This window comes from Arthrobacter glycogeni (assembly GCF_054510815.1).
On record NZ_JBTNDV010000011.1, the window covers coordinates 13,731 to 29,357 of the forward strand.

General features: G+C 66.0%; 16 protein-coding genes. 3 read left to right on the forward strand and 13 right to left on the reverse strand.

Going from position 1 to position 15,627, the window contains the following annotated elements; all coding sequences use genetic code 11:
* Nucleotides 1-65 precede the first annotated feature (65 nt).
* Nucleotides 66-1,091 (reverse strand): translation initiation factor IF-3, encoded by a 1,026-nt coding sequence (gene infC / locus ACX80G_RS12300; RefSeq protein ID WP_459307932.1) that lies wholly within the window; start codon nucleotides 1,089-1,091, stop codon nucleotides 66-68.
* A gap of 343 nt (nucleotides 1,092-1,434) precedes the next feature.
* Between infC and ACX80G_RS12305 the strand changes: the two genes are divergently transcribed.
* Entirely contained in the window at nucleotides 1,435-1,887 is a 453-nt protein-coding gene (locus ACX80G_RS12305; RefSeq protein WP_459307933.1) for a DUF1844 domain-containing protein, read from the forward strand.
* A 73-nt stretch (nucleotides 1,888-1,960) separates the two neighbouring features.
* On the opposite strand, the gene ACX80G_RS12310 is transcribed toward ACX80G_RS12305, so the two are convergent.
* The 8 genes from ACX80G_RS12310 to ACX80G_RS12345 all read right to left on the reverse strand — a co-directional run bounded on the left by ACX80G_RS12310 (nucleotide 1,961) and on the right by ACX80G_RS12345 (nucleotide 8,090).
* On the reverse strand, nucleotides 1,961-3,268 hold the full coding sequence (locus ACX80G_RS12310) for an MFS transporter (protein WP_459307934.1): 1,308 nt from the start codon (nucleotides 3,266-3,268) through the stop codon (nucleotides 1,961-1,963).
* A gap of 35 nt (nucleotides 3,269-3,303) precedes the next feature.
* A complete protein-coding gene (locus tag ACX80G_RS12315) occupies nucleotides 3,304-4,179 on the reverse strand; it encodes an SseB family protein (protein ID WP_459307935.1) in 876 nt (291 codons plus the stop codon).
* The gene (gene priA, locus ACX80G_RS12320) at nucleotides 4,176-4,934 is read right to left on the reverse strand and encodes a bifunctional 1-(5-phosphoribosyl)-5-((5-phosphoribosylamino)methylideneamino)imidazole-4-carboxamide isomerase/phosphoribosylanthranilate isomerase PriA (protein WP_459307936.1); all 759 of its coding nucleotides are present in this window, start codon (nucleotides 4,932-4,934) and stop codon (nucleotides 4,176-4,178) included. The genes ACX80G_RS12315 and priA overlap by 4 nt, the downstream gene beginning before the upstream one ends.
* Nucleotides 4,935-4,974: 40 nt before the next feature.
* The gene (locus ACX80G_RS12325; RefSeq protein WP_459307937.1) at nucleotides 4,975-5,133 is read right to left on the reverse strand and encodes a CG2302 family histidine operon protein; all 159 of its coding nucleotides are present in this window, start codon (nucleotides 5,131-5,133) and stop codon (nucleotides 4,975-4,977) included.
* 2 nt (nucleotides 5,134-5,135) lie between these two features.
* A complete protein-coding gene (gene hisH / locus ACX80G_RS12330; protein WP_459307938.1) occupies nucleotides 5,136-5,774 on the reverse strand; it encodes an imidazole glycerol phosphate synthase subunit HisH in 639 nt (212 codons plus the stop codon).
* A complete protein-coding gene (gene hisB / locus ACX80G_RS12335; RefSeq protein WP_459307939.1) occupies nucleotides 5,771-6,388 on the reverse strand; it encodes an imidazoleglycerol-phosphate dehydratase HisB in 618 nt (205 codons plus the stop codon). Before hisB ends, hisH begins: the two co-directional genes overlap by 4 nt.
* An 82-nt stretch (nucleotides 6,389-6,470) precedes the next feature.
* Nucleotides 6,471-7,580 carry a histidinol-phosphate transaminase gene (locus ACX80G_RS12340; RefSeq protein WP_459307940.1) on the reverse strand — a complete coding sequence of 370 codons (1,110 nt, stop codon included), beginning with the start codon at nucleotides 7,578-7,580 and terminating at the stop codon, nucleotides 6,471-6,473.
* Between the two features lie 150 nt (nucleotides 7,581-7,730).
* Nucleotides 7,731-8,090, reverse strand: coding sequence for a LysM peptidoglycan-binding domain-containing protein (locus tag ACX80G_RS12345; RefSeq protein ID WP_459307941.1), 360 nt, complete (start codon nucleotides 8,088-8,090; stop codon nucleotides 7,731-7,733).
* Between the two features lie 453 nt (nucleotides 8,091-8,543).
* On the opposite strand from ACX80G_RS12345, the gene lexA reads away from it, so the two are divergent.
* A complete protein-coding gene (gene lexA / locus ACX80G_RS12350; protein WP_459307942.1) occupies nucleotides 8,544-9,200 on the forward strand; it encodes a transcriptional repressor LexA in 657 nt (218 codons plus the stop codon).
* Between the two features lie 78 nt (nucleotides 9,201-9,278).
* Here the strand turns inward: lexA and ACX80G_RS12355 are convergent, their stop codons facing one another.
* Nucleotides 9,279-11,297: an ATP-dependent DNA helicase gene (locus ACX80G_RS12355; protein ID WP_459307943.1), complete on the reverse strand. Its 2,019-nt coding sequence runs from the start codon at nucleotides 11,295-11,297 to the stop codon at nucleotides 9,279-9,281.
* On the reverse strand, nucleotides 11,290-12,834 hold the full coding sequence (gene hflX, locus ACX80G_RS12360; protein WP_459307944.1) for a GTPase HflX: 1,545 nt from the start codon (nucleotides 12,832-12,834) through the stop codon (nucleotides 11,290-11,292). The genes ACX80G_RS12355 and hflX overlap by 8 nt, the downstream gene beginning before the upstream one ends.
* Nucleotides 12,835-13,128: 294 nt before the next feature.
* Between hflX and ACX80G_RS12365 the strand changes: the two genes are divergently transcribed.
* Nucleotides 13,129-13,737: a class I SAM-dependent methyltransferase gene (locus tag ACX80G_RS12365; protein WP_459307945.1), complete on the forward strand. Its 609-nt coding sequence runs from the start codon at nucleotides 13,129-13,131 to the stop codon at nucleotides 13,735-13,737.
* Between the two features lie 10 nt (nucleotides 13,738-13,747).
* Here the strand turns inward: ACX80G_RS12365 and dapF are convergent, their stop codons facing one another.
* The gene (dapF, locus tag ACX80G_RS12370; protein ID WP_459307946.1) at nucleotides 13,748-14,692 is read right to left on the reverse strand and encodes a diaminopimelate epimerase; all 945 of its coding nucleotides are present in this window, start codon (nucleotides 14,690-14,692) and stop codon (nucleotides 13,748-13,750) included.
* 4 nt (nucleotides 14,693-14,696) lie between these two features.
* Complete coding sequence (miaA, locus tag ACX80G_RS12375; RefSeq protein WP_459307947.1) at nucleotides 14,697-15,626, reverse strand: tRNA (adenosine(37)-N6)-dimethylallyltransferase MiaA; 930 nt, start codon at nucleotides 15,624-15,626, stop codon at nucleotides 14,697-14,699.
* Between the last annotated feature and the right edge of the window lies 1 nt (nucleotide 15,627).

The window sequence follows — 15,627 nt, forward strand, 5'->3', positions numbered from 1 at the left end:
TGCGGCACCCGCGGGGGTGCCTGCGGGCTTATTCGGGCGCCTGGCGGCTCCGACGGGGGTGAACCCTAGTCGGAGGTGCTTGGCTTAGGCCGGCTCGGCGCGCTCCGGGGAGCCGCCTTGCTGGCAGGTTTTGGTGTTGCGGGCTTCGGCATGGCCGTCGGCTTAGGAGCTGCCACGGGCTTCGGCGCCGCGACCGGCTTTGCAACCGCTACTGGCTTCTCCGCTGCCTGCTTCTCCGTTGCCTTGACGGGTGCCTTAGCCGGAGTCTTGGGCGCCTCGGCCGCAGCTTTCTCGGCAGCCTTGGCTGCCTGGGCGGCTTCAGCTGCTGCGGCTTCCTGATCGGCCTTGTCCTGAACGGCCTTCTTACGGTCGACGATTTGCTGTGCCGCAGCTTCCTTCGCTGCAACTTCGGCCGCAATCACTTCCTGCGCGGCAGCCCTTTCGGCTGCCTCCTGGGAAGCCGTGGTCGAGTAGCCATCAGGGAGCAGGTCCGCGAGGCTCTGCGTCATGGGCGCCTTGTCCGGGGTGGTGTCGAGCTTCTCGGTACCAGCCTTCACTGCCTCGTTCGCGGCCTTGGCGTCGGCACGCTGGGTGGCGCGTCGCGCCTCAGCCTTGGCCTCGGCCTTGTTCTTGACCGGTCCGATAACCATGACCATGTTGCGCCCGTCGATGCGTGGAGTTGACTCCACGATGCCGACCTCGGCAACGTCTTCGGCAAACTTTTGCAGCAGGCGGATGCCCATCTCGGGTCGCTGCTGCTCACGTCCGCGGAACTGGATCATGGCCTTGACCTTGTCACCGGCACCCAGGAAGCGCATCGCATGTCCACGCTTGGTCTCGTAGTCGTGAGTGTCAATCTTCAGGCGGAACCGGATCTCCTTGAGAACCGTGTTCGTCTGATTCTTGCGCGCCTCACGAGCCTTCACAGCGGCTTCATACTTGTATTTGCCAAAATCCATCAGCTTGGCTACCGGAGGCTTGGCCTGCGGTGCAACCTCAACAAGATCAAGGTCTGACTCGGAGGCAAGACGGAGAGCATCCTCAATACGGACGATGCCTACCTGTTCGCCCGCAGGTCCTACCAACCGCACCTCAGGGACGCGGATACGATCATTGATTCTTGGCTCGCTAATGTGTTGCTCCTGAAATCTTAGGAAGTCTCACCTCGTGCAATCGAAGAAGGCCCCCGACTGCACATGCAATCAGAGGCCTCAATGATCGGCAGGCTCCACAATGCTGTGGAGCCGCACTGGTGAGATGACTACCTCAGACAGTACGTACCGACCTAACCCGGCTGCCACCATGCTTCGCAACGAAACACCTGGCAATCGCGGGTGGGAGAAACTCCGCTTGCAGACTGGAGTGATCTTTTTCATGGCCCATGCGGGCACAAAAAATACCGACCTCCAGTCGGTCTGTGACAAGCTTACCAGCATGAGCACTCCGGCCAGTAATCAAGACAGCGCACGCAACATCTTCCAGGCACCCGGGACCAGCGGCGCCCCCGCCGGGGAGCCGTTGAGCCAGGATCCCCTGGCTCAGACAGCCGATGACGACGGCCGGCAGGTCCGGCGCGACATCGCCGAGGTCAGCGCCGTGGAGCTGATCATGACCTCCGCACTGCACCTGATGAGCGCCGCCGCCGTGAAGTGCGGGCTGGCCGAAGGCGACGACGCCGAGGAACTCAAGGACCTGGATGAGGCCCGCAAAATCATCACGGCTCTGGCCGGGTTTGTGACAGCAGCGGCACCGGAGATCGGCGGCCAGCATGCCGGCCCGCTGCGCGACGGCCTCCGTTCACTGCAGTTGGCGTTTCGTGAAGCATCGATCATCCAGGACGCCCCCGGCAAGGGGCCCGGCGAGAAGTTCACCGGCGCGGTCAACTAGTCTTCGTCGCCGTCAGCCCCACCGCGGCGCCCCGGCCGCAGCGGGCACGGGCGGCGGCAGGCACGGGCGGCAGCTAGCGCCGTCGTCGTCGTCGTACCTGCTGTGCACCCAGACCGAGTAGGCAGATCACGACGGCGACCGCGCCCACCGTAGTAAAGGCGGCAGACGGCCCCACCGTGTCAATGGTGATCCCTGCCAGGGGGGCGCCGAGGGCGACCCCCGAGGTCAGCGCCGAGCCGTACCATCCCATCGCCTCCCCGCGGCGTTCCTCCACCACGAGGTCCGCCACCCGCTCCGACGCTGCGGAGAGGACCGGCGCGCACAGGAGTCCCGGCAGGATGGACAGGAGGCATAGGGTCAGGGTGTTCTCGGCGAACCCCATCGGAATGGTGAACAGGCCCATCAGCAGGAGCAGGAGCAGCGGTGACACCGGTCGATGCAACGCCCCGTAGATCAGCCCGCCGACCACCGAGGCAGCGCACCAGGCGGCGAAGACCAGTCCCAGTTCGCCCTCACGTCCCGACTCCTCGAGAGCCGCGACGATGCCCACCTCGGTTCCTGCGAGCACCATCCCGGCGCCCGCAGCGACCACCATGACCACTGCCACGGCAATGGTCAGCCAGGTGAAACTGCCCGCGACCCGCTCCTTCAACGCAAACCGTCCACGGGAGGAGTGCACTCCTGGGTACAGTTCGGCGGATGCCTCGCCCACATGCGCAGGCGCCGAGGCGACCAGGGCGCCAACGGCCGCCGCCCCGTCCTCAGCCTCGGTCGGTGCGGGGGAAACGGCGCCGAGCTGTTCGCTCCGGGTCGGCGGATTGAACCACATCAGGAACAGGCCAGCCCCGGCGGTGGCCAGCCCCACCAGTGTCAGTCCGAGCACTGTGGAGACCTGCGTGGCCAGTACAACGCCCAAAGCCGGCCCCACCATGAAGATCAGCTCGGTGCCAATCGCGTCCAGGGTGAACGCCGTCCGGCGTTTCTCCCCGGTCACCATCACGCCGAGGGACTGCCGGACCACCGAGAACGCGGGAAGGGTGAACAGCCCACCGATCAGCGCAGCAAGGAGCAGCCACTCATAGGACAGCTGCGGGGCGACGGACCAGATCACGGCTTCGGCGACGACCGAGGGAATCAGCGCCTTCCGCAGCCCGGCACTATCCACCCGGCGTCCCCGCCATGGGGCTCCCACGGCAATGCCGATGGTCAGGAGGGCCGCCACCGCACCGGCTTCCGCGTACCCGCGGTCGAGGGTCTGGACAACGTGGAGGGTCAGCAGGACACCTGCCGCTGAATGCGGGAATCGGGCGATCATGCCGACGATCAGCAGACGCCGCACCGGGACGATGCGTAGCAGGTCCCGGTAGAGGGCAAAATTCACGTGGTTCACTTTTCTGCGGGTCTGCCCGCACATGCTCAGCGGGTCAGGACCACTTCGAGAGAGTCGACCCGTTCCACAAATTCTCTATTGCTCCGCAGTCGGTCCTGCAGTCCCTGGACCACAGCACGGACGGCGTCTTCATCCAACCCGCCGCGCAGTGTCACCTGGAGCCGTACCTCTGGGCCCGGGCCGCCACCGGATGTCAGTGTACCGTCTGCCGCCCGGGCCGGGACCCCGCTGCCGGGGCTCAATGCGACCCGTAGAATTGCCGGCTCCTCCGCGGTGGCCTGGGCCACCAGGTCGGCGACCCGCGGGTCGCTGTAGGCGGGCTGCCACGGAAGCTGCTGGGCCAACGCCCAGACGGCAGGGCGCCGCACCACGAACGTGAAACATGCGCCCGGGTCGATCACCAGCAACTCCGACCCGTCAGCCACTGCCGACAGGGCGGCGCGCGGTGCGTAGACGGCGACGGGCCGGGCGTCGGGATGCCAGGCTGTGAGGGCGGCCGCCGAGCTGAAGACCGGTAAGGCGGTCCGCCCGTCGGGGGCCTTCAGTGTCACAAGGGCCATGTCGGCTTCCTTGTCCCCGGGCTTGTCACCCACTCTGTCCCCCGCCGGCCCGTTGTGCTGCTGGGCGGCTTCGCTATCTTCTGCAAGTTGGGCCATCACCGGGACGAAGACCCGAACCCCGGCGAGGGCGGCCAGCACACTTGCCTCATCGCCCGCGCCGGCACGCAGCCGGTCAACTGCCTCGGTGTAGGCGGGCGGTGCGGCGCCGTCGTCGTCGTCGAAGTTGTGCAGCGGGTTTCCGTCGCCGCTCAGGTCACGGCCCTCCCACGGCTGGCCCGCCGAATCGGTGGTGTTGGCCGCCAGGGCCGCAGCAATGTGCGCCGGCAGGTGCCGCTCGCTCACACCCGCGGCTCCGGGTGGCCGGCGACGTCAAGTGCCTGGGGCAGCGTGAACGCGCCGGCGTAGAGGGCCTTGCCCACGATTGCCCCTTCCAGGCCGTGCGGTACCAGCTGGCGCAGCGCTGCGAGATCGTCAAGGCTGGAAATTCCGCCGGACGCGACCACGGGGCGCGAAGTCCGCTCGAGCACCTGCTGGAGCAGCTCCAGGTTCGGGCCGCGGAGGGTTCCGTCCTTGGTGACGTCCGTGACCACGTACCGGGAGCAGCCGGCATCCTCGAGGCGCTGCAGAACCTCCCAGAGGTCACCGCCCTCTTCGGTCCACCCGCGTGCCGCGAGAGTGGTGCCGCGGACGTCCAGCCCGACGGCGATCTTGTCGCCGTAGCGGGCGATGGCGGCCGCAGTCCACTCGGGGTGCTCCAGGGCGGCGGTACCGAGGTTCACCCGGTGCGCGCCGAGTTCGAGGGCCGCGTCGAGGGAAGCATCGTCGCGGATACCTCCGGACAGCTCAACCTTGATGTCAAGTTCGCTGACGACGCGCTTGAGTAGCTCACGGTTCGAGCCACGGCCGAACGCTGCGTCGAGGTCCACGAGGTGCACCCATTCCGCGCCGTCGTGCTGCCAGGCGAGGGCCGCCTCGAGGGCGTCCCCATAGCCGGTTTCGCTGCCGGCCTCGCCCTGGACCAGGCGGACGGCCTGACCGTCGACGACGTCAACGGCGGGGAGCAGTTCAAGAATGGGCGATTCAGTAAAAGGGCTCATCGGGTGGTGACTCTTTCGTAGCTGTCGGATGTCTCGATAATCAGAGGTCGGTCAAGGTCAGGAGGTAGGCGGCAAGTAGTGCCATTCCCGCCAGCACCCAGAAGCTGATAATCAGGGCCTTGGGCAACTCCTGCCGCCGGAAGGAGATGGCCCCGCCGATCAGCAGCCCGGATAGACCCATCAGCACTATGCTCCACATGGCTACCGCAACCCCGCCGACCAGTTGGAGAGCAGGCGCGCGCCGGCGTCGCCGGACTTTTCGGGGTGGAACTGGGTGGCGCTCAGCGGCCCGTTCTCGACCGCCGCGATGAACGGTCCGCCGTGGTCCGCCCAGGTCACCATGGGAGGTTTCATCGCTGGTTGGGTGACGTCGAACGTCCACTGCTGTACTCCATAGGAGTGAACGAAGTAGAACCGCTCCTCTTCGATGCCGTCGAACAGTGTTGACCCCTCGGGTGCTGTCACAGTATTCCAGCCCATGTGGGGAACGACGTCGGCCTGGAGCCGCTCAACGGTGCCCGGCCATTCGCCCATCCCTTCGGTCCTGATGCCATGCTCAACACCGTCATCGAAGAGGATTTGGAGTCCGACGCAGATTCCGAGGACCGGCCGGCCGCCGGCCACCCGCCGACCGATCATCCGCAGCGCGTCGACGTCCTTCAGTCCCTTCATTACCGTGGCGAAGGCCCCCACGCCGGGCACCACCAGCCCGTCGGCGTTCAGGACGTCGTCGGGCTTGGCGCTCAGCGTAACCTCGGCGCCGACGTGCTCAAGGGCACGCACGGCTGAGCGGATATTGCCTGAACCGTAATCGAGGACTGTGACGCGTGGCGCGCTCATAGTGCCCCTTTGGTGGACGGGATCCCGTCCACCCGTGGGTCCGGCTCCACTGCGGCGCGAAGCGCACGGGCAAAGGCCTTGAACTGGGCTTCCACAATGTGGTGGGGGTCGCGTCCGCCCAGGACCGTCATGTGCAGGCAGATCTGGGCGTGCAGGGTGATGGCTTCGAAGACGTGGCGGGTGAGCGAACCGGTGAAGTGCCCGCCGATCAGGTGGTACTCCTGGCCTGCAGGTTCGCCCGTGTGGACGAGGTAGGGCCGGCCTGAAATGTCGACGACGGCGTTGGCCAGTGCCTCGTCCAGGGGAACTGTCGCTTCGCCGAACCGCCGGATTCCCGCCTTCGTGCCGAGGGCTTCGCGGAGCACTTCACCGATGGTGATGGCGACATCCTCGACCGTGTGGTGGGCGTCAATGTGCGTGTCTCCGGTGGCCCGGACCGTGAGGTCGATCAGCGAGTGCTTGGCCAGCGCAGTGAGCATGTGGTCGTAGAAGGGCACGGAGGTGCTGATTTCCGCGCGTCCGGTGCCGTCAAGATCGAGTTCGACGAACACCGACGATTCGCTGGTGGTCCGTTCCCGGCTCGCGGTGCGTCGGGCGGTGGTTTCCACGCTCATGGCTATCCTTCGGTTGGTACGTAGCGGATGGGTGACGGTAGCTGCATCATTCGGGTGTCGCATCGAACGGCCTCCTACCAGTCTAGGAGACGGTTTTGCCCAGCAGGGCACTGAGGGAGTCGAGGAACACTGTGGTCTCCATCTCGGTGCCGGCGGTGACCCGCAGGTGGCCTGGGATGCCAACGTCGCGAATCAGCACCCCCGCTGCCAGGAGGCCCTGCCAGGTCCCGTGCGGATCCTCAAGCCCTCCAAAGAGCACAAAGTTGGCGTCCGAGGGCACGGGGGTTAGGCCCAGCGCTCGGAGACTGTCGACGATCCGGTCGCGCTGGGTTTTGATGTCTTCCACGTTGGCGAGCAGCTGGACCGAGTGGGTCAGGGCCGCGTTGGCCGCCGCCTGCGTGATAGCTGAGAGGTGGTAAGGCAACCGGACCAGGCGCAGCGCGTCCGCAACCTCCGGTGCCGATGCCAGATAGCCGAGCCGCGCGCCGGCCATGGCGAAGGCCTTGCTCATGGTTCGGGACACCACGAGGCGCTCCCGGCCCTCCAACAAGGTCAGTGCGCTGACGGTATCGGCGTGGGCGAACTCGGCGTAGGCCTCGTCGACAATCACAATGGCGTTGGCCTTCTCGCTTGCCTCGTAGACCGCTTCCACCACGTCCAGACCCAAAGCGGTCCCCGTCGGGTTATTGGGCGAGCACAGGAACACGACATTGGCGCCGGACTCTTGTACCTGGCGTGCAGCGTCTTCCGCGCCCAGGTCGAAAGTGCCGTTGCCTTCCCCGGCTAGGTAGCGGGTGCCGGTACTGCTGGCGAGCAGGGGGTACATCGAGTAAGTAGGGGGGAAGCCGATCGCCGACCTGCCGGGGCCGCCGAAGGCCTGGAGGAGGTGCTGCAGCACTTCGTTGGAACCGTTGGCGGCCCACAGGTTAGCGGCGGTCAGCCCGTGGCCGAGGTAGCGCGCGAGATTTGACCGTAGTTCGCTGAACTCTCGGTCGGGGTAGCGGTTCAGGCCGCCAACTTCCCGACTAACGGCGTCAACAATCGCCCGTCTCACGTCGTCGGGCACCCCATAGGTGTTTTCGTTGACGTTGAGCAGGATTGGCACGTCCAACTGGGGAGCCCCATAGGGGTGCTTCCCCCGGAGATCATCGCGCAGGGGCAACCGGCTCAACCGCTCAAACTGTTCGTTCACCTGTCAAGGTTATGCTCCGAGCCGCATCAGAGCAGAATCCGCGGGGCACTGACTGGCCCTTCGCTGCCTGCTGCCGGCAGCCGAGACTGGCTGGCCGGGCTGTCGTGGCTCACTGGGATTTCGAGAACAGTCCCGTGCTTCGCAAGGGTCTTACCGGTTGGTCGGGACGTCCAGCTGCTGCCCGGCCTGAAGAACTGACGTACCGAGGCTGTTGAGTTCAACGATCTCGGAGACCACGTCGCGCGGGTCGCGCTCGGGAGCGAACTCGGTGGCGATCTGCCAGATGGTTTCCCCGGCAGCGACGCTGACGCTGACGGTCTGCGTGACCTCTCCGCCCTCGGCCGCTGCCTTGGCGGGCGAGTTGAAGAATCCTGACAGCATCAGGACGGCCGATGCCAGCAGAACAATCGGCAACCCGACCAGCAGGAGCCTGCCCCTGCGGGTGAGTCGCAGCTTACCCGCAACCTTCTCGGCAGCGGGGACATTCTGGTGTGTGGTGATGACAGACATGGATAGACCTCTCTGTGCTCTCGAATCAGTCCATTCGAATCCGGGTTTCAAACCGAACCAACCGCGGCGGTTGAAGGTGGTGTTCGAGCAGAAACCGGACTGGCCTGTTTCGTTCGAACCTATCTTCGAATTGCTGCTTTCTTATTTTTAGCACTTATTGACGAACTTTGTCGAGACACGATCGAACAAATGTTTGAAAACGTGTCTCAACTCCCATACCGTTGGCGGTAAGGATGAAGGTTCGGTTCCAGCAGAACTCAGCACATCATCCGGCTCTGACAAAATAAGCTCGGCTCCCGAAATCCAGGGATCTGCCGGGGTACATAGATTCTTATCGAAGGGACAGCGACCGTGAAAGAGTCGGACGGACCACTGGATGGACCAACTTCGGATCTGCCCCCCACCCCGCTTCCAACGCGCGGCCGGCCCCGCGGCCGGCAGGTGCCCAAGGGCATGACGCCCCGGCAGAAGAAGATCCTCGAAACCATCCAGCGGGCGATCGGTACCAATGGGTACCCGCCGTCAATGCGGGAGATTGGGGATACGGTGGGACTCGCCAGTTTGTCGAGCGTCACCCACCAGCTGTCCCAGCTGGAACGGATGGGCTACCTTCGTCGCGACCCCAAGCGCCCCCGGGCCATGGAAATCCTGCTTCCACTAACGCTCGACCACGACCATAAGAGCGCCCCCCAGGGGTCAGATCCCAGCGTCCCGTCCGAGATCGGCGGCGCGGTGGACGCCGCGATGGTACCGCTCGTTGGCCGGATTGCTGCAGGTGGCCCGGTCCTGGCCGATCAGGTAATCGAAGATGTCATGCCGCTGCCCCGCCAATTGGTCGGCCATGGCGACCTCTTCATGCTGCGCGTCTACGGTGACTCGATGATCGACGCAGCCATTTGCGACGGCGATTGGGTAGTAGTCCGCAGACAGCAGGAGGCGCAGAACGGTGACATTGTGGCGGCCCTGTTGGATGACGAGGCCACAGTGAAGACCTTCCGCCAACGCGACGGCCACACCTGGCTGCTCCCGCAAAACACCCAGTACGAACCAATCCTTGGTGACCTAGCCACCATCATGGGCAAGGTTGTCTCGGTGATGCGCGCTCTCTGACCGCACACTGCCCGCCGCCACACCGCGCACCACCGCGGCGGAGGCGAACCGCGCCGAACCGCGCGGAGGGGAAAACTGTTAGGGGCTGGGCTCCCCGGCCAGGCGCTCGAGGACGCCCACCGCCGTTGCGCGGTCCGTGGTCGACCAGAAGGGTGGCAGCGCCGCCCGCAGGAACGACCCGTAGCGCGCGTTGGCCAACCGGGAGTCAAGGATCGCGACCACTCCCCTGTCCTCTGTCGCGCGGATCAGCCGACCTGCTCCCTGCGCCAGCCGGACCGCAGCATGGGTGGCTGACACGCTCATGAACCCGTTGCCGCCGGCCTTGGCCACGGCCCTGGTCCTGGCGGTCATCAAGGGGTCATCTGGCCGGGGGAAGGGTATCCGGTCGATGGTGACCAGCCGGCAGGACCTGCCTGGGACGTCGACGCCCTGCCAGAGGGACATGGTGCCGAAGAGGCATGTGTCGGGCTCATCGGAGAACTGTTTGACCAGGGCTGACATCGAGGATTCGCCCTGGCACAGGATCTGAAAATCGACCCGGGGACGCAGCGCCTCGGCTGCTTCCTCGGCGGCCCGGCGCGAAGAGAAGAGTCCCAGCGCGCCGCCGCGGGACGCCTTGAGAAGGACCTCGAGTTCGTCGAGCTGTTCTGCCGAGGTGCCTCGTTCGGGCTTCGGCAGGTCCTTGGCGACGTAGAGCACGCCCTGCTTCGGGTAATCGAACGGACTGCCGACGTCGACGCCCGTCCAGGAGGGAGCCGAAGCTCCGGCAAGGCCCAGCGACCCGGCAACCGGCCCAAACTCGGAGCCGATAGCCAACGTTGCCGACGTCAGCACGACGGTGTGATCGGCGAACAGGCCCTCACGCAGTTTCCCCGCCACCGACAGTGGAGCAATGTTGATCGTGGCCGGTGCGGCGTCGTCGGGCTGCGAGTACCCGGTACCGGGCGAGAAGGTGCTGGGCCGTGATGCCCAGAGTACTTCGCCCGCAGGGGTGGCCGTGAGGAGGCGCTCACAGAGTTCGAAGACCGCCAGCACATGGGATTTGGCAAGTTGACGCCCACCGTCGGCGGGCGTCGGCCCGTCACCCTTGGCGTCCGACAGGACGGCACGGCAGGCCTCACGGACCTGGGTAACGGCCGATTCCTGCTCCTCGTCCAGCCCGGACGCCATCAGCCCTGATGGGACCCCTTCCACTGTCGACTCGAAGAACCGGTTCGCCGAGTCAAGGGGTTCGGCACTCACCGACAGGTGCCTGCGCGCGGCCGACGCCGCGGCGGAGATCATGCCTGTGGAGAGTTGCCCGGAGACCGCGCCCGTGACGCGGTCATGCAGTTCGTGTGCCTCGTCGATCACCACGACGTCGTATTCGGGGAGCACCGCCAGCCCCTCGAAGGCACTGATGGCGAGCATCGCGTGGTTGGTGATGACAATGTCGGCGTCGCCGGCTTTGGCCCGGGCCCGTTCACTGAAGCACTCGGCGGCGACCGGGCACTTCTGTGCACCGAGGCATTCCATGCTGGTCACCGACACCTGACGCCAGGCCTGCTCACTGACGCCGGGGGTCAGCTCGTCACGATCACCGGTATCGGTGGTCTCGGCCCACTCCCTGAGGCGGACCACCTCGCGGCCCAGGGGTGTGGCGGGGCCGGCCGCTGGGTGCGGGGCTGCTGTGTCCTCCCCCATACTGAAAAGTGCCTCCGGTGCACCTTCCTCAGGGAAACCGCCGCCCGTCTTGTGTTTGCACACGTAGTTGCCGCGGCCCTTCAGGAGCACGACGTCCACCGGCCGGGGCAGTTTTCCCTTGAGGGCCTTCAGTAGCCGCGGCACGTCACGTCCGACAATCTGCGCCTGAAGGGCGAGGGTCGCCGTCGAGACGATGGCCGGCTTCTCATGGGTCAGTGCGTGCGAGATCAGCGGGATCAGGTACGCCAGAGACTTACCGGTGCCCGTGCCCGCCTGGACCAGCAGGTGGTCGCCGGAGGTCAATGCTTCGGCTACCCGCCGAGTCATCTCATGCTGGCCGACACGGTTCTCGCCGCCCATGGCATCGACTGCTGCATCGAGGAGTTCCAGCGGCCCAATGGTACCGCTAGGCATGCTGGCGGAATTCCTCCAGCTCGGCGGCGAGACCCTCGCGGACCATCACATCGAGGCGGGTGCCCGACTCGACGTGCTCAAGACTGAGGATCTCGGCGTCGGACTGGTGGAGCCGGCTCACGACGTCGCCACGCTCGTACGGCACGAGCAGGGCCAGCTTGACGCTGGGGCGCGGGATAGCGGCGCTGACGGCTTCCAGCAGCTCCGCGATACCCTGCCCGGTGCGCGCGGAGACTACGATATGCCGTGGCTCGCGCTGGCGGAGCCGCTCGATCACAAAGGGATCTGCCGCGTCGGCCTTGTTCAAAACGATGATCTCTGGGACCTTGCGGGCGTCCACCTCGGAGAGGACCTCCCTCACGGCGGCAATCTGCCCCTCCGGGTCAGGGTGGGACACGTCCACTACGTGCAGGATCAGGTCCGAGTCGGCGATCTCCTCCAGCGTCGACCGGAACGCTTCGACGAGCTGCGTCGGCAGCGACCTGACGAAGCCAACAGTGTCTGCGAGGGTGTAGCCCAGCCCATCGGCCGTCTCTGCCTTACGCACCGTGGGATCCAGCGTCGCGAACAGCGCATTCTCCACCAGGACCCCGGCGTCGGTCAGCCGGTTCAGGAGCGACGACTTCCCGGCGTTGGTGTAACCGGCGATCGCTACCGAAGGAATCTCATTACGACGGCGGTTGGCGCGCTTGGTTTCGCGGGCCGGCTTCATGGCGCTGATTTCGCGCCGCAGCTTGGCCATCCGGGTGCGGATCTTTCGCCGATCAAGTTCGATCTTCGTTTCGCCGGGGCCACGTGAGCCCATACCGGCGCCGGCACCACCGACCTGGCCGCCGGCCTGACGGGACATTGAGTCGCCCCAGCCACGAAGCCTGGGGAGGAGGTACTCAAGTTGGGCTAGCTCAACCTGGGCTTTACCCTCACGGGATTTGGCATGTTGGGCGAAGATATCGAGGATCAGGGCTGTCCGGTCGATGACCTTGACCTTGACGATGTCCTCCAGGCCACGACGCTGGGACGGGGAGAGCTCGCTGTCGACGATCACGGTGTCGGCTCCGGTGGCGACCACGATGTCCTTGAGCTCCTGGGCCTTACCGGAGCCGAGGAAGGTGCCGGGGTCCGGTTTGAGTCGACGTTGGACTATTCCGTCAAGCACCTCGGAGCCGGCGGTGGCGGCAAGGGCGGACAGTTCGCGCAGGGAATTCTCGGCGTCTTCAGCCGTGCCTTCGCTCCACAGTCCGGCGAGGACGACCCGCTCCAGACGGAGTTGGCGGTATTCGACCTCGGTGACGTCTTCGAGCTCGGTGGACAGCCCTGCGACCCGCCTCAGCGCGCGCCGTTCGTCGAGATCCTGTTGGTCGCCGTCGTAAGACGAACGTGCGCCGTCGTTAGCCGACGAAGGCCCGGCGAAACGGTTTCCAGCCCCCTTCGCGGACACTGCTTCATCCTTCGCCAGGATCCTGTCGATGACTGCCTGAATTTCGGCTGGGCCAATCTCCGGTTCCGGCGTGGCCGGTCCCCCGTTACTCGTGGACATACGCTCCCTAAATGGTGTTGCTCAATGGTAATCGCCCCAGCACCCACTGCGGGAGGCAATTCACTGAGCGCGCAATCATTTCGTCCCCCGACTCTGGGCCGGATCGGTGAGCAACGTGGACCGCGTGGGTCAGTTCAGGCCTTGAGGGTGGAAATACCGCTCACCGATGCCTAGATTGCTCACCGGAACGGACCGGGTGCCCAACGGTGTCCCGCGGTGCCCGCCCGCCGCCCGCCCGGGGTCGGTAGCGGACAACCCCGACCCCTCACCACATATCGTCTAGGCTGGTTTGTTATGGATTCCCACTACTTCAGCGCCCAGCCGTCCGGCCCGGAGACCCGCAAACCGCTGCGCACGATGCTCGCCGGGGTGGAGCGCACACTGGTGACCTCCTCAGGAATTTTCAGCGCTGATTCGATCGACAAGGGCACCCGCATCCTGCTCGCCGAGGCGCCCGATCCGGTGGGCGGGCGAATGTTGGATATCGGCTGCGGCTGGGGGCCGCTGGCGCTCACCATGGCCCTGAAGGCGCCCGACGCCGAAGTGCTCGCCATCGACGTCAACGAACGGGCCCTGGCACTCACGGTAGAGAACGCGAAGCTGCTGGGACTGAACAATGTGCTGGCCCAGCGTCCCGAGGAGGTCGACGCCGACGCAACCTTCGACACCATCTGGTCCAATCCCCCAATCCGGGTCGGCAAGGATGAGTTGCACGCGCTGCTGCTGAAATGGCTTCCGCGGCTGTCCCCGGGTGGTTCATCCTGGCTGGTGGTGCAGAAGAACCTCGGTGCCGACTCGCTGCAGAAGTGGATCGCCGATCAGCTGGGCGATGGCTTCGAGATATCCAGGACGGCCACCTCGAAGACGTTCAGGGTCATCCGGGTCGAGCGGCTCCGCGCCTAGAAGACCGCGCCTAGAGGAGGGTGCCGGTAGCCACGAACACGACTGGCCCGCTGAGGCTGACATGTTCACGGCCGTCGGTTCCCGCATGAAAGCGCACGCCGACGACGCCGCCGGGCACCTCGACCCTCCACACCAAGGGCGCCTCGGCCCCGGCCCAGAACCTGGTGGCCACGGCGGCGGCACAGGCCCCGGTGCCGCAGGATAGGGTTTCCCCGACGCCACGCTCGTGAACCCGCATGCGGACCTGGCCGACACCGTCGTTCACCAGCGGGTCGTGGGGCACCACGAATTCAACGTTGGTGCCATCGGCGGGCGCGGGCTGGACCAGTGGCGCGTCGAAGAGCCGGGTCGCCTCAAGTTCGGCGGGATCGGCGAGGGCCACCACTGTGTGCGGGTTGCCCATGCTGATGGATAGTGCAGGCCGGGGCACTTCAAGGCCGGTGGCCTCGACCAGTGAGTCCGTGCCGCGTGCGGTAGCGACGTCGGGGAAGATGAACTCCCAGGGCCCCATATCCACCGAATAGCCGTCGGGCGACCGCTCCACCACTTTGATCCCACCGCGGGTCCCGATTGACACGGTGGCTCCCTCGGCGAGGCTAAGAAGCCCAGCCGACACCAGCAGATGGACAAACACCCGAACCCCGTTGCCGCACATCTCCGACAGTGAGCCGTCCGCGTTGCGGTAGTCCATGAACCATTCCGCCGAGGGGTCGCCCTGCAGCAATGCCCTGCCCTCGGGGAGGTACTGGGATCGGATGGCCCGGATCAGCCCGTCCGCTCCGATCCCGCGATGCCTGTCGCAAATGGTCCGGACGTCGTCGGGCCCAATCTCCAACGCTCCATCCGGGTCGGTGATCAGCACAAAGTCGTTGCCGGTGCCGTGGCCCTTGGTGAAGGACACCCCGGTGAGGGTGGTCGGGGCGGGGGAAACAGGGGCGTCGGGTGGTGTAGTCACGTGTCTAGGATAGGCCGAAGGTCTGCCGGATGTGGTCCGCAGCCCGAGTGCTGAGGTGCGGATCCTCCCAATCGAGCCAGGTGATCCGCGGGTCGGCGCGGAACCACGTGAGCTGTCGGCGCGCGAAGCGACGGGTCGCGTCGATGGTCTCGGTGGCCGCCTGGTCCAAGGTCAGCCCACCATCGAGAACCTGGAGGAATTGGGCGTAGCCGAGCGCTCTGGACGCGGTGCGGCCGGTGCGCAGCCCGTGGTTGTCGAGGCTGGCCACTTCCTCAAGCAACCCTTTATCCACCATGGTGTGAACCCTGGCCGCGAGGCGCGCCCGCAGGAGGGCGCGGTCGACCTGCAGCCCAAGCTGCAGCGATGGCTGGTGGTAGCGGCGTTGCGGCATGAAGGAGCTGAAGGGACGGCCGGTCACCTCGTGGACTTCCAGCGCGCGGATCAGGCGCCGATCGTCGAGGTCCCGCCCGGCAGAGAGCGGGTCGATCTGCGCCAGCCGCTGGCGGAGCGAATCGGCCCCGTCGCGGGCCAGGTCTGCCTCCAGCCGGGCCCTGACAGGGGGGTTGGTACCGGGGAATTCGAGCATATCGAGGGCTGCCCGCACGTAGAGACCGGATCCGCCGACCAGGATCGGCAGTTTGCCCCGGTCCCGGATGGCGGTGATCGTCGCGCGTGCCTGCTGCTGGTAGGCCGCCACGCTGGCTTCCTCATGCACGTCGAGGGTGTCCAGCAGGTGATGCGGTATCCCCTGCCGTTCCTGGACTGTGACCTTGGCGGTGCCGATGTCCATGCCCCGGTAGAACTGCATGGAGTCGGCGTTGATGATCTCGCCGTCGAACTGCTGCGCCAGGTCAATGCCGAGCGAGGACTTCCCCGATCCGGTGGGCCCGACGACGGCAATCAGGGGTGGCGCTGCTGTGCCCGTCGCAGTCACC

Excerpts from the sequence above, each read along its gene's own strand:
- ACX80G_RS12345 (WP_459307941.1), bottom strand. The coding sequence starts at position 8,090 with ATGTCTGTCATCACCACACACCAGAATGTCCCCGCTGCCGAGAAGGTT.
- ACX80G_RS12305 (WP_459307933.1), top strand. The coding sequence starts at position 1,435 with ATGAGCACTCCGGCCAGTAATCAAGACAGCGCACGCAACATCTTCCAG.
- lexA (WP_459307942.1), top strand. The coding sequence starts at position 8,544 with ATGACGCCCCGGCAGAAGAAGATCCTCGAAACCATCCAGCGGGCGATC.
- ACX80G_RS12325 (WP_459307937.1), bottom strand. The coding sequence starts at position 5,133 with ATGTGGAGCATAGTGCTGATGGGTCTATCCGGGCTGCTGATCGGCGGG.
- ACX80G_RS12365 (WP_459307945.1), top strand. The coding sequence starts at position 13,129 with ATGGATTCCCACTACTTCAGCGCCCAGCCGTCCGGCCCGGAGACCCGC.
- hisH (WP_459307938.1), bottom strand. The coding sequence starts at position 5,774 with ATGAGCGCGCCACGCGTCACAGTCCTCGATTACGGTTCAGGCAATATC.
- priA (WP_459307936.1), bottom strand. The coding sequence starts at position 4,934 with ATGAGCCCTTTTACTGAATCGCCCATTCTTGAACTGCTCCCCGCCGTT.
- hisB (WP_459307939.1), bottom strand. The coding sequence starts at position 6,388 with ATGAGCGTGGAAACCACCGCCCGACGCACCGCGAGCCGGGAACGGACC.
- ACX80G_RS12355 (WP_459307943.1), bottom strand. The coding sequence starts at position 11,297 with ATGCCTAGCGGTACCATTGGGCCGCTGGAACTCCTCGATGCAGCAGTC.
- hflX (WP_459307944.1), bottom strand. The coding sequence starts at position 12,834 with ATGTCCACGAGTAACGGGGGACCGGCCACGCCGGAACCGGAGATTGGC.